The 16,514-nt window shown below is 68.3% G+C and carries 13 protein-coding genes; 8 read left to right on the top strand and 5 right to left on the bottom strand.

What is annotated here, in order from left to right:
- Nucleotide 1: 1 nt before the first annotated feature.
- Both LCF40_RS08900 and LCF40_RS08905 read left to right on the top strand, forming a co-directional pair.
- Complete coding sequence (locus tag LCF40_RS08900) at nt 2–1,948, top strand: archaea-specific SMC-related protein (protein WP_224828188.1); 1,947 nt, start codon at nt 2–4, stop codon at nt 1,946–1,948.
- A gap of 41 nt (nt 1,949–1,989) precedes the next feature.
- On the top strand, nt 1,990–2,448 hold the full coding sequence (locus tag LCF40_RS08905) for a universal stress protein (RefSeq protein WP_224828189.1): 459 nt from the start codon (nt 1,990–1,992) through the stop codon (nt 2,446–2,448).
- A gap of 71 nt (nt 2,449–2,519) precedes the next feature.
- Here LCF40_RS08905 and LCF40_RS08910 read toward each other — a convergent pair whose 3' ends face one another.
- Entirely contained in the window at nt 2,520–3,188 is a 669-nt protein-coding gene (locus tag LCF40_RS08910; RefSeq protein WP_224828190.1) for a ThuA domain-containing protein, read from the bottom strand.
- Nucleotides 3,189–3,441: 253 nt separating this feature from the next.
- Between LCF40_RS08910 and LCF40_RS08915 the strand changes: the two genes are divergently transcribed.
- The gene (locus LCF40_RS08915; RefSeq protein WP_224828191.1) at nt 3,442–4,164 is read left to right on the top strand and encodes a sugar phosphate isomerase/epimerase family protein; all 723 of its coding nucleotides are present in this window, start codon (nt 3,442–3,444) and stop codon (nt 4,162–4,164) included.
- Nucleotides 4,165–4,183: 19 nt separating this feature from the next.
- Here LCF40_RS08915 and LCF40_RS08920 read toward each other — a convergent pair whose 3' ends face one another.
- Genes LCF40_RS08920 through LCF40_RS08930 form a run of 3 tightly spaced genes read right to left on the bottom strand, consistent with a single transcriptional unit; the run spans nt 4,184 to nt 8,220 of the window.
- Nucleotides 4,184–5,854 carry a thiamine pyrophosphate-binding protein gene (locus LCF40_RS08920; protein ID WP_224828192.1) on the bottom strand — a complete coding sequence of 557 codons (1,671 nt, stop codon included), beginning with the start codon at nt 5,852–5,854 and terminating at the stop codon, nt 4,184–4,186.
- Between the two features lie 37 nt (nt 5,855–5,891).
- Nucleotides 5,892–7,112 (bottom strand): mandelate racemase/muconate lactonizing enzyme family protein, encoded by a 1,221-nt coding sequence (locus LCF40_RS08925; protein ID WP_114576531.1) that lies wholly within the window; start codon nt 7,110–7,112, stop codon nt 5,892–5,894.
- Nucleotides 7,105–8,220 carry a mandelate racemase/muconate lactonizing enzyme family protein gene (locus LCF40_RS08930; protein WP_224828193.1) on the bottom strand — a complete coding sequence of 372 codons (1,116 nt, stop codon included), beginning with the start codon at nt 8,218–8,220 and terminating at the stop codon, nt 7,105–7,107. The genes LCF40_RS08925 and LCF40_RS08930 overlap by 8 nt, the downstream gene beginning before the upstream one ends.
- Before the next feature lie 131 nt (nt 8,221–8,351).
- On the opposite strand from LCF40_RS08930, the gene LCF40_RS08935 reads away from it, so the two are divergent.
- Both LCF40_RS08935 and LCF40_RS08940 read left to right on the top strand, forming a co-directional pair.
- A complete protein-coding gene (locus tag LCF40_RS08935; RefSeq protein WP_224828194.1) occupies nt 8,352–9,644 on the top strand; it encodes a nickel pincer cofactor-dependent isomerase, group 22 in 1,293 nt (430 codons plus the stop codon).
- Nucleotides 9,645–9,707: 63 nt separating this feature from the next.
- A complete protein-coding gene (locus tag LCF40_RS08940; protein WP_114576528.1) occupies nt 9,708–10,499 on the top strand; it encodes an SDR family oxidoreductase in 792 nt (263 codons plus the stop codon).
- A gap of 418 nt (nt 10,500–10,917) precedes the next feature.
- On the opposite strand, the gene LCF40_RS08945 is transcribed toward LCF40_RS08940, so the two are convergent.
- On the bottom strand, nt 10,918–11,862 hold the full coding sequence (locus tag LCF40_RS08945; RefSeq protein ID WP_224828195.1) for a polysaccharide deacetylase family protein: 945 nt from the start codon (nt 11,860–11,862) through the stop codon (nt 10,918–10,920).
- Between the two features lie 259 nt (nt 11,863–12,121).
- Between LCF40_RS08945 and LCF40_RS08950 the strand changes: the two genes are divergently transcribed.
- The 3 genes from LCF40_RS08950 (at nt 12,122) to LCF40_RS08960 (ending at nt 16,488) form a co-directional block, all read left to right on the top strand.
- Entirely contained in the window at nt 12,122–13,705 is a 1,584-nt protein-coding gene (locus tag LCF40_RS08950) for an alkaline phosphatase family protein (RefSeq protein WP_114576526.1), read from the top strand.
- A gap of 61 nt (nt 13,706–13,766) precedes the next feature.
- Nucleotides 13,767–14,828: a TrmB family transcriptional regulator gene (locus LCF40_RS08955; protein ID WP_224828196.1), complete on the top strand. Its 1,062-nt coding sequence runs from the start codon at nt 13,767–13,769 to the stop codon at nt 14,826–14,828.
- Between the two features lie 109 nt (nt 14,829–14,937).
- Nucleotides 14,938–16,488, top strand: coding sequence for a polysaccharide deacetylase family protein (locus tag LCF40_RS08960; RefSeq protein WP_224828197.1), 1,551 nt, complete (start codon nt 14,938–14,940; stop codon nt 16,486–16,488).
- Nucleotides 16,489–16,514: the final 26 nt, after the last annotated feature.

Below are 16,514 nucleotides of genomic sequence, written 5' to 3' on the forward strand. Positions count from 1 at the left end.
TATGTCCGTAGCAGAGTCCATCGAGACGCCAGTCGAGGTCGCCGCCGAGAACATCGGCGGCATCGACTCGACACGGGTCTCCTTAGAGCCCGGCATCAACGTACTAACTGGGCGCAACGCGACCAACCGAACCTCCTTCCTCCAGGCGATCATGGCCGCCCTCGGTAGCGATCGCCCCTCGTTGAAAGGCGACGCCGACGAGGGATCGGTCGAACTCTCCTTCGACGACGGCCACTACCGTCGGTCGCTCTACCGCCGGAACGACACCGTCGTCTTCGACGGCGAGCCCTACCTCGAGGAGCCCGAACTCGCCGACCTCTTTGCGTTCCTGCTGGAATCCAACGAGGCCCGCCGGGCCGTCAGCCGCGGCGACGACCTCCGGGAGCTGATCATGCGTCCGATCGACACCGACGAGATCCAGGCCGAGATCCGCCAACTCGAGGACGAGAAACGCGAGATCGACGACCGACTCGACCACCTCGACGACCTCAAGAACGAACTCCCGGGCTTGGAGGAGCGCCGGGTCTCGATCGACGACGAGATCGAGAACTTGGAGGCCGAACTCGAGGAGGTCGAGGCCGAACTCGAGGAGTTAGACGCCGACGTCGAGGAGAGCCAGAGCCGCAAGGAGGAACTCGAGTCGACGTTCGCCGACCTCCGGAGCGCCCGGCGAGAGCTCGAATCCATCGAGTACGACCTCGAGACCGAACGCGAGAGCCGCACCGAACTCGAAAACGAACGCGACCGTCTCGAAACCGACCTCGACGACCTCACCGACGAGGAGGACGGCGACGAGTCCCCCGAGCGCCTCCAGGGCCGGGTCCAGGAGCTTCGCGAGCGCAAGCGCGACCTCGATACGACGCTGAACGAACTCCAGAGCGTCATCCGGTTCAACGAGGAGCGTCTCGAGGACGGCGGCATCGACCTCGGGGACACCATGGACGAGGACGACGCGGTCACCGACCGCCTGCTGGCCGGCGACAGCGAGGTCGTCTGCTGGACCTGCGGGTCGGAGGTCGAACGCGACGCCATCGAGTCCACCCTCGAGCGCCTCCAGGAGCTCCACCAGTCGAAACTCGCCGACCGCAACGACCTCCAGGAGAAGATCGACGACCTGACGAGCCGCCAGAAGGAGCTCCGCCAGCGCCAGAACCGTCGCGAGCGCTTGGAGGAGCGCCTCGACTCGATCGAGGACGACCTCGCGGCCCACGGCGACCGGATCGACGATCTGGAGGACGAGCGAAGCGACCAGGAACAACGGGTCGAAGAGCTCGAGGACGACACCGAGTCGTTCGACGACACCGACTACAGCGAGGTCTTGGAGGCCCACCGCGACGCCAACGGCCTCGAGATCGAGATCGAGAACCTCGAGGGCGAGCGCACGGAGGTCGACGACCGGATCGCCGAACTCGAGGCGACCATCGAGGAGCGCGAGGAACTCGACGACCGGCGCGAGGAGATCACGGACGAACTCGCGGACCTCCGGACGCGGGTCGACCGGATCGAGGACGACGCCGTCGAGGCCTTCAACGAACACATGTCCTCGATCCTCTCGATTCTCGACTACGCGAACATCGACCGGATCTGGATCGAGCGTCGCGAAGGGACGGTCAAGGAAGGCCGCCGGAAGGTCGAGCGAACGGCGTTCGACCTCCACGTCATCCGCTCGACGGCGGACGGAACGAGCTACGAGGATCGGATCGAACACCTCTCGGAGAGCGAACGCGAGGTGACGGGACTCGTATTCGCGCTGGCGGGCTATCTCGTCCACGACGTCTACGAGCAGGTCCCGTTCATGCTGCTCGATTCCCTGGAGGCGATCGATTCGGATCGGATCGCCGCGCTCGTCGAGTACTTCGAGACGTACGCCGACTGCCTCGTGGTCGCCTTGCTCCCCGAGGACGCAAGTGCCCTCGACGACGCCCACAACTACGTCACCGAGATCTAGTCGGACGCAAATTTTATCTACCCGGGCGACAGGTCGGGTGTATGGACCGTGGACTGGTGGTAGTCGAGTCGGCGGATCACGCTCGAACGCTGATCCGGGAGGCCGGGGAGCTGGCGGCCGGCGTCGGCGCAGGCCTCGTGCTCCTGACGCTGATGGACAGAGACGAGTACGAACACGACCTGGAGACGATGGAGACGATCGCCGACATCGAGGGCGTCTCCTACACCTCCGAGGACATCAAGGAGAGCGGCCGCCGGTTCGGTCGGGACATCGCCCGCGAGGAGATCGGCGACCTGGCCCTGGAGTACGAGTCGATCTGTGCGGTCGTCGAGGGCGGCGGGGAGGCCGATCGGATCCTCGAAGCGGCCCAGCGGGAGGGCTGTGATCACGTCTTCATCGCCGGCCGGAAGCGCTCGCCGACGGGGAAGGCGCTGTTCGGGGACACGACCCAGAAGGTGATTCTGAACTTCGACGGGGTCGTCTCGGTTGTGACGGCCTGACCTGTTCTCCGGAGTTCGGCCTCCGTTCGGCGTGGTTACAGCCGTACGAATGCAATGATCGATTACGACAGTTACTCGCCGGCGCTCCAGCGGACGCAGTTCCGGAGGAGGGCGGCGACGTCCGGGTTCGAGAGCGTCGAGACGGTGTGGCCGATCGAGCAGTACGCGGAACGGCCGTCGCCGTACTCCTGGACCCAGAGAACGGGCATGTCCGCGTGATCGGGGTGGTCCATCCGGGCGAGGACCCGGACCGACTCGGAGACGTCGACGACGTACGGTTCGTCGAACACCCGGAGGTCGGGAGCCGAGACGGTGATCGGGTGGTGGCTGTCGACGATCCGGACGCCGTAGGCCGACTGCTCGGGGTGAGTGAGGAAGTGGCCGCCGACGAGGTCGCGGAGTTCCTCGATCGGTTCGTCCCGGGAGTCGAGGACGTCCTCGTCGTCGACGGGAACCGTCGAAGTCAGGTCCGAGGCACAGTGGAGGCCGAAGTACCCCCCGCCGCTCTTGACGAACGAGAGCAGTCCCTCCTGCTGGCCGTCGGTGAGCGTGCTGTCGGTGAGATAGTCGAGCACGACGTCGGCGTCGGGCGCCTCGAGCGCGCCCTTCTCCGTCGTCAGCGCCACGTCGATCCGCTCGCTTCCCACGGCGTCGGCGATGTGGGGCCCCATCTCCTCGAACCGGTGAAACGGGAAGTCGTTGTCCCCGATGGCGAGCACGTCGATCGCGTCGGATGTCATGGGTAGGGCTCGTCCCCGCAGGGTAAAACACCTCTGGACAGCGGCGGTATGTCCCGGTAGTCGTCGCCCGCGGGGGATCCTCCTCTCGGACTCGCCGGAGCCGACCGCCGGCGACGCCACGGGAGCGCCGGCCGGACGACCGCAGCGGGAGCGAACGGCGTTGAAGTTCTCCATCACAGAACGACGTTCGGCAGAGCGTCCGAGCCGGCCTCCGATCCCCCACAGTTAAGTCGCCGCCCCGGTCTCTCTCGGTATGGGTACGATCGCGCTCCAGCTATACAGCATCGACGGGGTCGACGACGAGACGGCGACAAAGGTCGAGGAGGTCGCCGACGCCGGCTTCGACGGGGTCGAGTTCGCGGGGATCGACGGTTCGGACCGCGACGTCGCCGAGGCCCTGGCGGAGACCGGAGTAGAGGCGCCCAGCGCCCACGTCGGACTCGAGGAACTGGAGAACGATCTCGAAGGTGTTGTCGAGCGCTACGCCGACCTAGGCGTCTCTGAGTTCGTCGTCCCCTACCTTCCCCCGGAGCACTTCGAGTCCCGGGAGGCAATCGAGGAGACCGCCGACCGGCTCTCGGCCGTCGCGGCCGACCTCCCCGACGGCACCCGGCTGCACTACCACAACCACGACCACGAGTTCGTCGAGGTCGACGGCGAACCCGCGCTCGTCGCGCTCCTCTCTCTCACCGACGACGTCCTGCTCGAGCCCGACCTGGGCTGGATCGGCACCGCGGACCACGACCCCGTCGATTTCTTGGAGGAGTACGCCGACCGGGTCTCGCTGGTCCACGTCAAGGACTACGAGGACGGGGGCCAGCCGGTCGAGGGCGGCACCGGCGACCTCGATCTCGAGGCGGTCGCCGAGGTCGCAGACCGCGAGGGCATGGAGTGGCTGATCTACGAACACGAGGAGCGCCAGGACTCCTACGAGACAGCGAGAAACGGCGCCGGCTACCTGGCTCCCTACCGGTAGTCGGACGGGTTCGGGAGGCTCAGAACTCGAGTTCGCTCTCGAACTCCGCCGCCTCGCTAGCCGAGGGCTCCTTGGTCGGGATCTCGACGTCGATCAGCGTCGGCCCATCGCGGTCTATGGCGGCCCCGACCTCCCTCGCGAGTTCGTCGGCGGTGTCGGCCGACCGCCCGTCCCAGCCGAAGCCCTCGGCGATCGTCGGGAACGACGGCGAATCCCAGACGAACTCGTGGTCGCCCGTCTCGGCCATGATCTCCGGGGATTTGCTGATGACGCCGTAGTCTTCGTTGTTCGAGACGACCAGCACGATGTCGAGGTCTTCCTCCGCTGCGGTGTGGAGTTCGTGGACGCACATCATGAGCCCCCCGTCGCCGGAAAGACAGACGACCGGCCGGTCGGGATTCGCGAGTTTCGCGCCGATCGCCGCGGGGAGGCCGACGCCCATCCCGGCCCACGAGCCCGCCGCGACGAACCCCTCGGGCTCGTAGCTCTCGAAGGCCTGCATCGCCCACAGCCGGAAGCCGCCGACGTCGACCGTCACGATGCTTTCCCTGGGTGTCGACTCCCGGACGGTCCGGAGCACCGCGGGCGTGTTCAGGGGTGGAGTGTCCTCGAGGAGGCCCTCGTGCTCGAGGCGCCGGACGTACTCCTCGCGGGCCGCGCGGGCGACCTCGCTTCCGTCCCAGCCCGCCGCCTCCTCGGGAAGCCGGTCGTGAATCTCCCGTGCGGCCTCGCCGGCGTCGGCGACGACCCCGATCTCCGGTTCGTAGCTGGCGCCGATCGCGTCGGGATCGAGGGTGACGTGGATCAAGGAATCCCCCATCGGGAGCGCCCAGCCGTCGGTCGTGACGCCGTCGAAGTCGGTGCCGAGCGCGAGCACCGCGTCGGCCGCCTCGAGGACCGCCCGGGAGCCGGGCGGGAGGTGGCTTCCGGTCACGCCGAGCGCGCGGGGGTCGTCCTCCGGGAACAGCCCCTTTCCCTTGTAGGTCGTCGCGACGGGCGCCCCGAGCCGGTCGGCCAGATCGCGGAGAGCGTCGGCGCCGCCCTCCGAGCGGTGGCAGCCGCCGCCGGCGTAGAGGACCGGCCGGTCCGCATCGGCGAGGATGTCGGCGGCCGCCTCGAGCGCGGACGCGTTCTCCCGGGTGATGCGTTCGGGCTCGACGCTGGCCGCGGGCGCCGAGAGCTCGCTCGCGAGTATTCCGCTCGGAACGCCGAGCCGGACGGGTCCCATCGGCGGGGCGAGCGCGCGCTCGATTCCGCGGGCGACGGCGGCCGGGAGGTCGCTTCCGTTCTCGACGACGACGTTTTCCTTGACGACGGTGTCGTAGGTTCCGGGATCGATCTCGTGGATCGGTCCCTTTCCTCGATCCGCGGGATCGACGTCGGCGCCGACGTGGACGATCGGGACGCTGTCCTCGTAGGCGTTTTTCAGCCCGTGCATCGCGTTCGTCTCGCCCGGTCCGGGAACCGTAAGCGTCGCCGCGGGGGTTCCCGAACTCTCGTAGTATCCCCACGCAATGTGGGGAATCGCGGTCTCGTGGCGGGCCATCACGTAACGCATCTCCGATCGGCGGGCGACGACCCGGTCCAGAGGAAGGGTCTGGGTTCCCGGCAGTCCCACGAGGAGGTCGATCCCGGCCTCACACAGGGCCTCGTAGACGTACTCCCCGCCCGAGCGCGTCCGGTCGGTCATATCCCTCCCTGCTCCGGCGAGGACTATCAGTGTTCGGCTACCCGAACATCGTTCCCGGATCGAGGAGGTGCTCGCGGGCGACGTCCTCGTCGAGTTCGATCCCCAGACCGGGTTCTTCGGGGACCGTGATATGGCCGTCCTCGATGATCGGCTCCGCCCGGGAGAGGAGGTCGGCCCACCAGTCCACCTCGAGAGCGTGGTACTCGAGGGTCCCGAGGTTCGCCATCGCGGCCCCGAGGTGGACGCAGGCCATCGTCCCGACGGGCGAGCAGACGTTGTGGGGCGAGCAGACGACGTAGTTCTCCTCGGCGCGGTTCGCGATGGCTTTCGTTTCCGCGAGGCCGCCACAGGTCGTCGGGTCCGGCGTCACGATGTCGACGCCGAACTCGTAGAGGAGGTCCTTGAACTCGTGGACCCGGAATCGGTTCTCGCCGGTCGCGATCGGCACCGGGCTGTTCCGGGTGATCTCCCGCTGGGCATCCATGTTCTCCGGGGGAATCACGTCCTCGAGCCACATCAGGTCGTACGGTTCGAGCGCCCGACAGAGCCGTTTCGCGCTGTCGAGGGAGTAGTCCCAGTGGCAGTCGAAGGCGAGGTCGATCTCGGGGCCAACGGCGTCGCGGACTGCTTCGACGATCTCTCGTTTGCGCTCGATCGCGGCGTTGTCGAGTCGGCCGTTGTAGGGGTCTGGCTCGTTGTCTGCGGGCTGATCGAGGTCGAACTTCAGGGCTCCGAAGCCCATGTCGGCGACCCGCTCCGCTTCGGCGGCGTACGCTTCGGGTGTGTAGGCCTCGGCGTCGTGGCCGACGGTGTAGCCGTCCTCGACCTCGTAGGCCTCGCCGGCGTGACAGTCACAGTAGAGCCGGATCCGGTCGCGGTACTTGCCGCCGAGAAGCTGGTAGACCGGCAGCCCCGTAACCTTGCCGAGGACGTCCCAGCAGGCGATCTCGACGCCCGTCGCCGCAGTCACCACCTTTCCCGTCGTGCCGCCGTGGCCGGAGGTCTCCTGGACCATCCGCCGGAAGAGCCGCTCGACGTCTACGGGATTCTCGCCGATCAGGAACCGCTTCATGTACTCGATGACGTCGGTGACGCCCCCGCCGCGGTAGCACTCGCCGATGCCGACGACGTCGGCGTCCGTGTGGACCCGGACGAGGTTCCACTCGAAGTTTCCCTCGATTACGCAGGTCTCGACGTCGGTGATCTCGACGTCACGTTCCGTGGCCCGCTCGGTCGCATGGTTCGAGAAGTCACGCATGGGACCACCCGTACTCCGTGAGGGCGTCGCGGTCGAGTTCGATCCCGTGGCCCGGGCGGTCGGGGATCTCGAGGTACCCTTCGTCGTCGGGCTCCATCGGGTGGACGAGCACGTCGTCGAACGCCTTCACGTCGGAGTCCCGGTAGAAGAACTCCGCGAAGAGGCCGTTCTCGATCGCGCCCAACAGGTGGACGTGGAGGTCCCAGTTGTAGTGGGGCGCGACCGGAACGTCGCGTGCGGCGGCGGCCTCCGCCACCCGGAGCCACTCGGTGATCCCGCCGACGACGGTGGCGTCGGGCTGGACGATGCCGACCGCGCCCGACTCCATGAGGTGCTCGAACCCGTAGCGGTTGAACTCGAGTTCGCCCGCCGCGACGGGGTAGTCGAGGGAAGCGTTGACCCGGGCCATCAGATCGATGCCGTCGGGCATCACCGGCTCCTCGATGAAGTAGGGGTCGTACTCCGCGAACGCGCGACAGGCCCGGACGGCCTCCTCTTCGTTCGTCCACTTGCCGTTTGCGTCCATCAGGAGCGCCCGGTCGGGCCCGATCGCCTCGCGGACGGCCGCGACCCGCTCGCGTTCGGTCGGGAGGTCCTCGCGGCCGATCTTCATCTTCACGGCGTCGTGACCTCGATCGATGTACCTGGCCATTTCCTCGCGCAGCCCCTTCAGGTCCTTCCCCTCGCGATAGTACCCGCCGCTGGCGTAGGAGGGAATCCGCTCGGCGCTCGCGCCAAGCAGCTTGTAGAGGGGCATTCCCGCGGCCTTGCCCTTGATGTCCCACAGCGCGATGTCCACGATCGAGATCGCCCGCAGGAGCACCCCTTTCCGGCCGATCTGGACGGTCCCGTCGAACATCTCCCGCCAGAGCCGGGTCGTGTCGCGGGGATCCTCCCCCACCACCATCGGCTCCAAGATCTCGCTTACGGCGTCGGCGATCAGCCCCGCGCCGCCGTAGCCGAGCGTGTAGCCCACGCCCTCGAGGCCCTCCTCGGTTCGCACGTAGACGATCGCGTGGTCGCGTTCCTCGACAACCCGGGTGGCGAAGGCGACGGGTTCCTCTAAGGGGATCGACACCGCGCCCGTCTCGATCTCGGCGATTTCCATGGCGGGGGCTCCCCCCGCTGGCGCATAAATCCGGTGGTGGCGTCACATACCACGGGTAGTGATCGGATCGGGGCGGCTGATCCGAGCCGCGGCGCCGAGGATATATCCGTCTCGCCCGCACACCGCCTCCCATGGAGTTCCCCGACGCCTCGACGATCGACGCGGCGCTGGATACCGTCGAGTTCCCGGCGTTCGCGGAGGTGAGTTACGAGCCCCCCGCACCCGAGATCGACGACCCCGCGTCCGCCGCCGGCGAGGCGGTCGCCGACCTCGCGCTCGAGGAGGTTCCCGAGGGAGGAACGGTCGCCGTCGGCCTCGGGAGCCGCGGCATCCACGCCATCGACCGGATCGCCCGGGCGGTCGTCGAGGAGATCGGAAGTCGAGGGTACGACCCCGTCGTCGTCCCCGCGATGGGGAGCCACGGCGGCGCGAGCGCCGAGGGCCAGCGCGAGACCCTGGCGGCACTGGGACTCACCGAGTCGAAGCTGGGGTGTCCGATCGACGCCTGGATGGAAACCGAAATCGTCGGCGAGTCCGCACTCGGCCAGCCGGTCCACGTCGCCGAGGCCGCCCTCGCGGCCGACGCGGTCTGCGTCGTCAACCGGATCAAACCGCACACCAGCTTCCGGGCGCCGATCGAGAGCGGGCTCTGCAAGATGACCGCGATCGGGCTCGGAAAGCAGGGCGGCGCGGCCCGGACCCACGAGTACGCGATCGAGGAGGACTACTACGAGGCGATCACCGCGGCGTTCGACGTGATCCGTCGGGAGACGCCCCACGTCGGCGGGGTCGCGGTCGTCGAGAACTTCTACGACCGGCCCGCCGAGATCTCCGGGATTCCCGCAGACGAGCTTCCCGACCGGGAGGCCGACCTCCTCGAGCGCGCCAGGGAGTACATGCCGACGCTGCCCTTCGAGGAGTTGGACGCCCTCGTGATCGACGAGGTCGGCAAGGATGTCTCGGGGACCGGGATGGACACGAACGTCGTCGCCCGGACGCCGATGCTCGGCGCGAGCGGTCCCGACGAGCCGGAGATCGGTCGGGTCGTCGTCCGCGGGCTCACCGAGGCGACCCACGGCAACGGCCACGGGATCGGCCTGGCGGACCTCACCACGACCGACGTTCTCGAGGAACTCGACCTCTCACAGATGTACACCAACGGCCTCACGAGCGGCTCGTTCGAGCTCGACCGGCTGCCGATGGCGCTCCCGACGGAGGAGCAGGCCCTGACTGCGGCGCTTTCCTCGAGCGGGCGCTACGATCCCGACACCGTCCGGGTCGCCTGGATCCCCGATACGGCCCATCTCTCCTCGTTCCGGGTTTCGGCGGCCCTGGCCGACGAGGACTACGAGCATCTCACGACCGGACGACGGACCGAACTCGCGTTCGACGACGGCGGACGGGCGGCGTTCGATGAGGAGTGAGCGGATCACGCCAGGGTTGCCTCGGGGTCAACGTTTACGGCCCGTCCGGGCGATACCCCGCGCATGGAGCTATCGATCGACGGCGACGCGGCGCTGGTAACGGCCTCGAGCAGCGGACTGGGGAAGGCTTCGGCGAAGGCGCTGGCGGCCGACGGCGCGAACGTGGTGATGAACGGGCGAGACGAGGACCGCCTCGAGGAGGCCGTCGCGGAGGTCCGCGAGGTCGCGGAGGGCGAGGTCGTCGGCCAGCCCGGTGACCTCACCGAACCCGACGACATCGAGGAACTGGTCGAGCGCACCGTCTCCGAGTTCGGCGGGCTCGACCACCTCGTGACGAGCGCGGGCGGGCCCCCCTCGGGACCGTTCCTCGAGACCGACGACGAGGACTGGTACGAGGCGTTCGACCTGCTCGTGATGAGCGTCGTCCGCCTCGTCCGCGAGGCCGAACCCCACCTCACCGACGGCGACGGCGGAACGATCGTCACCATCACCTCCCGGAGCGTCAAGGAGGCGATCGACGACCTCGTGCTCTCGAACTCGGTCCGGATGGGCGTCATCGGGCTCGAGAAGACCCTCTCGAAAGAACTCGCGCCCGAGGTGCGAGCCAACGCCGTCCTTCCGGGGGTCCACGAGACGCCCCGGATCGAGGAACTCGTCGAACAGGCCGTCGAGCGCGGCGAACACGACTCCTACGAGGAGGGCATCGAGGAGCGCGGGTCGGGAATCCCCGTCGGCCACGTCGGCGACCCGATGGATCTCGGCCGGACCGTCGCCTTCCTCTCGGCGCCCGAATCCTCCTACGTCAACGGCCAGGCGGTGACGATCGACGGCGGCGCCGGCGCCTCGAACCTCTGACCCTCGCCGGCCCGAGGAGGCGTCCGGTTCGATCCCGGTTCCGTCGTCACTCGTGAGGACGGATCCCGGCGAGGAGCGCGTAATCGTCCCGGTTAGCCCGTCCAGCCGGGTGGAGACTGCCTCCCGTCCGGCCGACGAAGTTACAGACGTACGGGCGTAATAGATTTCTCTCGACGTCGTGGAATCGGGCCGGTGTACCCTGTGGATGCAGGATTGATAATAAATATGGGTATAATGTCAGAGATATATGTCCACCTTCACCCCTGCACTGTCGCTGTTAGGTGGATATGGAAACCGATCCTGGGAACTGTTATAGGGTCGTCAAAGGAGTATTATCGCGACTGGCGGGGTTCGAACCGACACCGACCGTTGCATGCCCGTTAGTATTCTTAAGATTGTGTTTACCACGATCTATATTTTAAATTATCCTTTCGGTACGGGTCGTGGCCTCGTTCCTGTCGCCGGTCCGTGAGGGCCCGACCCGGTCGGCGACCTCGCCCATCGTCTCGATCTCGAGGGCCGACTCCGCGCGGACCTCGGCGGCGTACTCGAGGATCGCGGCCATCCGGTCGTCGTCGCGGGTCGCCCGGAGGTTGTTGGGGTGGAGCCAGAGGTGGAAAACGCCGTCGTCGGTCGCGGCCCGGTCGATGCCGCGGCGGGCCCGGGCGACGATCGGGTCCGTCCAGACGGACTCGGCGATCGACCGCAGTCGGCCTTCGAAACCGAACGCAAAGAGCGAGGCGGGGATCGACACCAGGCCGAACTCGTCGATCCTGGGGTGGACGAGCGACGACCGGTCCCGGATCGCCGCGTCGGCCACGCCCCGGATTCCTTCCGGCGTCGGGCTCCGCCCGCGGTAGGCTCGGAACCCGCAGTCGGCCAGGACGTCCAGATGGCCGACGTCGTTTCGCGGGTAGACGAAGGAGTCGACCACCAGGCCCCAGCGGGCGGCGATCTCCCGGCTCCGTTCGTACTCCTCGCGGGCGATCTCCGGAGTGGTTTCGGGATCACCAAACAGGACGTGCGAGAAGGAGTGGGCCGCGAGTTCGTGGTCGGGGTCGGCGGCCAGAATCCCGGCGACGAGATCGGGCGCGAACCGCAGGTCGGGGCGGTCCGCCCACGCGCCGCGCTCGCGCTCGAACCAGCCCGGCGGCGCCGGATGGTCCGCGTGGCGCCCGTCACAGCGATCCAGCATGAGGTGGGAGACGACCGCCCACGTGGCCGGCACATCGAACCGGTCGAGCAGGGCGAGCAGTCGCCGCCAGCCCCGGCGGCCGCTCTCGACGCGACTCTCGGGAGGGTCGGCGAGGTCGTGAAAGCCCCAGCCGAGTTCGGCGTCGATCGAGATCACGAGACTCCCCATCGGTCACCTCCCCTCGCCGGGTCGCCCCTGGTCGTCTGCGACGCGAACGGTCCGGGTCGACGCAGTTCGGATCATGGGTCGGGAGTCGGACGGGGGCGGTTTCGTTATGGACAGCCTGTCGCTCGTCGGGGTCTCCTTTCGCTCCGGGAGGGCCGGCACGGCCGTCTCCCTCGCGAGAACGGTCGCTGTTCGTGAGGGTTGTGCCCCGGCAGCGGCCACATAACGAAACGGGACCCGAGCCAGGTGACCACAAGGACACATGAGTGGATCATCCGCGACGGCCGAGCGCGCGTTCGTCCTCGGACTCGACGGCGTCCCCTGGGACCTCATCGACCGGTTCACGAGCGAGGGCGCGCTGCCGAACTTCGCCCGGCTCCGAGAGGAGGGCGCGAGCGGGCCCTTAGAGAGCACGCGTCCTCCTACGACGCCGCTGGCCTGGCCCTCGATCGCGACGGGCGTCCGGCCGGACAAACACGGCGTCTACGGCTTCCAGAAGCTCTCGGGGTCGTACTCCCACCGGATGTACACCAGCCGGGACCGGCGCCAGCCCGCCCTCTGGGAACAGCTCTCCCCGGCCGCGGTCGGCAACGTCCCGATGACGTTCCCGCCCGAGGAGATCGACGGCGCCCTCGTCGCCGGGATGATGACCCCCTCGACGAGCGAGAGCTACACCCACCCGCCGGAGCTCCGCGAGACGGTCGCCGAACGGATCCCCGACTACGAGATCGGCCTCGACTACCCCGACTACGCCGACCGGCTCGAGGAGTTTCCCGGCGCTGTCTCGGAGATCCTCGGGAAACGCCGCGAGCTGATGGATCTCCTGCTTGAGACCGTCCCCGACTGGCGGCTGGCCTTTTTCGTCTACACCGCGCCCGACCGGTTCCAGCACCTCGTCTGGGACGAGGCGAAGATCCGCGAGCACTACCGGGCGCTCGACGAGATCGTCGGCGAGGTCATCGAGTACACCGACCGACGGAACGCCGACCTCTACGTCGTCTCCGACCACGGCTTCGGCCCGATCGACCGGCTGGTCTACGTCAACCACCTCCTGGAGCGCGAGGGGTATCTCGCCCGACGGGAGGACGACGGCACCCGGGGTGCGCTCTCGAGTCTCGGCATCTCCCGCGACGGCGTCGTCTCAGCGCTCTCCCGGGTCGGGGTCTCCGAGGAGCAGTTGGTGTCGGTGCTCCCCCGGACCGTCGTCGACGGCGTCGCCGCCCGGATTCCCGGCGATCACGCGCTCTACGACGCCGATTACGCCCGAACGAAGGCGTTCGTCCACGACGCGGGCAACGTCTACGTCAACGACACGCGCCGGTTCGAGAAGGGGGTGGTCGATCCCGGTGCGATCCCCGAGCTGAAGGCCGAACTCACCGAACTCTTCGAGTCCGTGACCGACGGGGGCGAGCCCGTCCTCGCCGTGTTCGACGGCGACGACCTGTTCCCCACCGACGCCGACTCCCCCGACCTCGTCGTCAACGGCCGCCGGACGTACGAGACCCGGACCGCGATCGCCGGAGAACTATTCGGCGACCCGGCTCCGACGGCCGCCAGCCACCGGAGCCAGGGGATCGCCCTCTGTCGGGGCCCCTCGATCGAGGCCGGCGCCCGCCTCGAGGGCGCCGACGTGACCGACATCGCGCCGACGCTGCTCCACGGGCTCGGCCGCCCGGTGCCCGACAACGCGGACGGCGAGGTCCTCGACGCGTTCGCGGCGGGCTCGCCGCCGGCGACGAGCGCGGTCGAACGCGTCGCGGTCGACCGTCGGCGGGGACACGAGGGCGCTACGGAGGACTTCTCGGACGTCGAGGACCGGCTGAAGGGGCTGGGATACATGGAGTGATCGCCCCCCGCACGCTCGCCAGTGGATCAACGCTTTTGTGCGTCCGGCGGCCCCTACCGGCATGGAAACCGAGCGCCTCCGGGCGGCCCTGGAGGGGGCGGGACTGACGGGCCAGCAGGCCGAGGCCTACCTGACGCTGCTCGAGACGGGCCAGTCGCCGGTCGTCGACCTCGCCCGGGAGTCGTCGGTGTCGTCCTCGCAGATCTACGACGTCGTCCGCGGCCTAGAGGAGATGGGGTTCGTCGAGACGATCGAACGCGACCGGCTGTTCGCCCGGCCCCGCGAACCCGTCGACGTCCTCGAGCGGCTGCGCTCGCAAAGCGAGATGCTCGCCGACGCCGCCGGCGAGATCGAGGAGCGCTGGGAACGGCCCGACCCCAGGGAGTCCCGGATCAGCGTCCTCAAACATCAAGAGAGCGTGCTCCGGGGAGCCGGCGAGGCCATCGCCGGCGCGGAGGTCTCCGTCGAACTCGCGGCGACGCCCGACCAGGTCCGGGAACTGCGCCCCGAGATCGAGGCCGCCGCCGACCGGGGCGTCCTGTCACTTCTCTCGGTGTACGATATCGGTCTCGAGGAGGTCCCGATCCCGGAGGGGGTCTTAGAGGTCCGCCGGAACCCGATCCCGGGGCCCTTCCTCGCGGTCGTCGACCGCCGCTACGCGTTCTTCTCGCCGAACGTCCACGGCGACGAACCGTACGGGATCACGATCGGCGACGAGATCCTCTCGTTTATCCTCCACTGGTTCTTCCTGACGAGCCAGTGGGGCGGCCAGGAGTCGGTCCACGTCAACCCCGATCACCCCCCGACGTACGTCAGCATCGAGGGGTTCGTCCGGGACGCCGCCGCCTTGCTCGCGGAGGGGGCGACGATCACGTTACAGACGGTCGGCCACGACACCGAGACGGGAGAACTCGTCTCCGTCGAGGGCGAACTCATCGGCGTCTCCGGCCACGGGCTCGAGGACCCGACCGGCGCTCTCTCCTACACCGACCTCGCGGGCCATCTCGCGCTTTCCATCGACGACGGCGAACGGCTCTACACGGTCGGGGGCTGGGGCGCCCTCGTCGAGGAGATCGAGGCCCAGGTGATCCGCGTCACCGGGATCTCCCCGGTCCTCCCGTGACGACTCTCGCGTCGGCGCCCGGACGGCGGGGGCCAACGGCCGTATCCCTCCCTTACTGCCCCCCAACAACGTCATAACAATATCGAAATCCGAACTCTCATCGCGTCGAATGCGACGGCGCACCTATCTCGCGGCGGCGACCGCACTGACTCTCTCGGGCTGTACCGGCAGCGACGATCCGGAGGAAACCGGGACGGGTTCGGACGACGGCGACTCGACCCCGGCCGACGCGAACGGGTCGGGGACGAGCGACGGGAACGACACCGGTGGCGATGGCAGAAGAACTACCGACGACTCGGCGAGATCGGAGGACGCGGAGGAATCGAACGGCGTGAAGGAGTCGGACCTCATCGAGGACGGGGATAGCTCCGACCCCCGGGAAGGAGCCGGCGACGAGCGGGAGGGGACGACCCGTTCCGAGGGAGAGGCCGGCGGGGAAAACGCGACGAACGAATCCGGGGATGGGGATCGTCGAGAGGCGAACGAGTCCGACGGGAGAGCGGATCGAGAGCCGAACGAATCCACCGACAGGGGGGACGACGGAACCGACGAACCGGAGGAGCTCACCGGCCCCGGCGAACCCGTGAAACCGGGCACGTTCGACGAGTTCGCCGACCTCTCTCGCTGGGAGGTCCTCGAGGGATCTCTCGGAGCTAGCAACCGGGCGTATGTGGGCGAGCAGGCGGCCCGCCTCGAGGCGGGGTCGACGGAGGAGCGGGTAACCATCGCCTACGGGTTCGACGAGCCCCGGGACCTCCGGGAGGTGGTCCCCGGGATCGCGGTGGCAAGCGAGGAGATGGTCGTCCCGACGATCCAGCTGATCGCCGCCGGCGGGGGCCGAATCCATTACCGGCGGGCGATCAAGGGCGGGATCCCGTTCGCCCGGTACAACTTCGGGGTGAGCGACGTCTTCGGCGACCCGGATCTCCGGCGGGTGACCGAGCTCCGGATCACTCTCTGGACCGAGCGGTCCGACGAGCGGTCGTTCCGGTGTGACGACCTCCACTTCACGCCCCGACCCGACGTCGGGACGGTGATGATCCAGTTCGACGACAGCCACGCGACCGACTACACCGAGGGGTTTCGAATCCTGAAGGAACACGGCTATCCGGCGACGACGTTCGTCAATCCCGACCGGATCGGCGGAGATGGATGGCTCTCCGTAGACCAGTTGGCGGAGCTCTCGGCGGCGGGCTGGACGGTCGGGAGCCACACGCTATCTCACCCGAACCTGGCGGAGCTGGATCGGGAGGACCAGAGAGCGGAGATCGAGGGCTCCCGGAGGTGGCTCGAAGAGCGCGGCTTCGAGGGAGCGCGGTACTTCGCGTACCCGTTCGGCGGGTTCGACGCGCACACCGTCGAGATCGTCGCGGAGGTCCACGGGCTCGGTTTCGCGGGGGGACGTCCGGTCCAGGGTCACGCCGTCAACCCCGCGCTCTGTAGCCGGATCGGCGACCCCGGGAGCGACCGGGCGATCGAGGCCCTCGAACGGACCGCCGGGATGCGGGGGCTCACCTGTCTCTTCTATCACCGCCTCGAGGACGACCTGCTCGCGGAGTTCGAGGCGACGGTCGACCGCCTCGCCGAACTCGAGTCGGCGGGCGAACTCGAGGTGATCTCCCCCCGGGACCTCGAGGAGCGCCTCCTGTTCACGGGGTGATCGTCCCCGTAGGCTACACGTTTATC

It is taken from the genome of Saliphagus infecundisoli (assembly GCF_020177375.1).
Taxonomy (GTDB): Archaea; Halobacteriota; Halobacteria; order Halobacteriales; family Natrialbaceae; genus Saliphagus; species Saliphagus infecundisoli.

Bases quoted from the DNA above. Each gene is read 5' to 3' on its own strand.
- LCF40_RS08900 (WP_224828188.1), top strand. From the start codon at position 2: ATGTCCGTAGCAGAGTCCATCGAGACGCCAGTCGAGGTCGCCGCCGAG.
- LCF40_RS08905 (WP_224828189.1), top strand. From the start codon at position 1,990: ATGGACCGTGGACTGGTGGTAGTCGAGTCGGCGGATCACGCTCGAACG.
- LCF40_RS08910 (WP_224828190.1), bottom strand. From the start codon at position 3,188: ATGACATCCGACGCGATCGACGTGCTCGCCATCGGGGACAACGACTTC.
- LCF40_RS08915 (WP_224828191.1), top strand. From the start codon at position 3,442: ATGGGTACGATCGCGCTCCAGCTATACAGCATCGACGGGGTCGACGAC.
- LCF40_RS08920 (WP_224828192.1), bottom strand. From the start codon at position 5,854: ATGACCGACCGGACGCGCTCGGGCGGGGAGTACGTCTACGAGGCCCTG.
- LCF40_RS08925 (WP_114576531.1), bottom strand. From the start codon at position 7,112: ATGCGTGACTTCTCGAACCATGCGACCGAGCGGGCCACGGAACGTGAC.
- LCF40_RS08930 (WP_224828193.1), bottom strand. From the start codon at position 8,220: ATGGAAATCGCCGAGATCGAGACGGGCGCGGTGTCGATCCCCTTAGAG.
- LCF40_RS08935 (WP_224828194.1), top strand. From the start codon at position 8,352: ATGGAGTTCCCCGACGCCTCGACGATCGACGCGGCGCTGGATACCGTC.
- LCF40_RS08940 (WP_114576528.1), top strand. From the start codon at position 9,708: ATGGAGCTATCGATCGACGGCGACGCGGCGCTGGTAACGGCCTCGAGC.
- LCF40_RS08945 (WP_224828195.1), bottom strand. From the start codon at position 11,862: ATGGGGAGTCTCGTGATCTCGATCGACGCCGAACTCGGCTGGGGCTTT.
- LCF40_RS08950 (WP_114576526.1), top strand. From the start codon at position 12,122: ATGAGTGGATCATCCGCGACGGCCGAGCGCGCGTTCGTCCTCGGACTC.
- LCF40_RS08955 (WP_224828196.1), top strand. From the start codon at position 13,767: ATGGAAACCGAGCGCCTCCGGGCGGCCCTGGAGGGGGCGGGACTGACG.
- LCF40_RS08960 (WP_224828197.1), top strand. From the start codon at position 14,938: ATGCGACGGCGCACCTATCTCGCGGCGGCGACCGCACTGACTCTCTCG.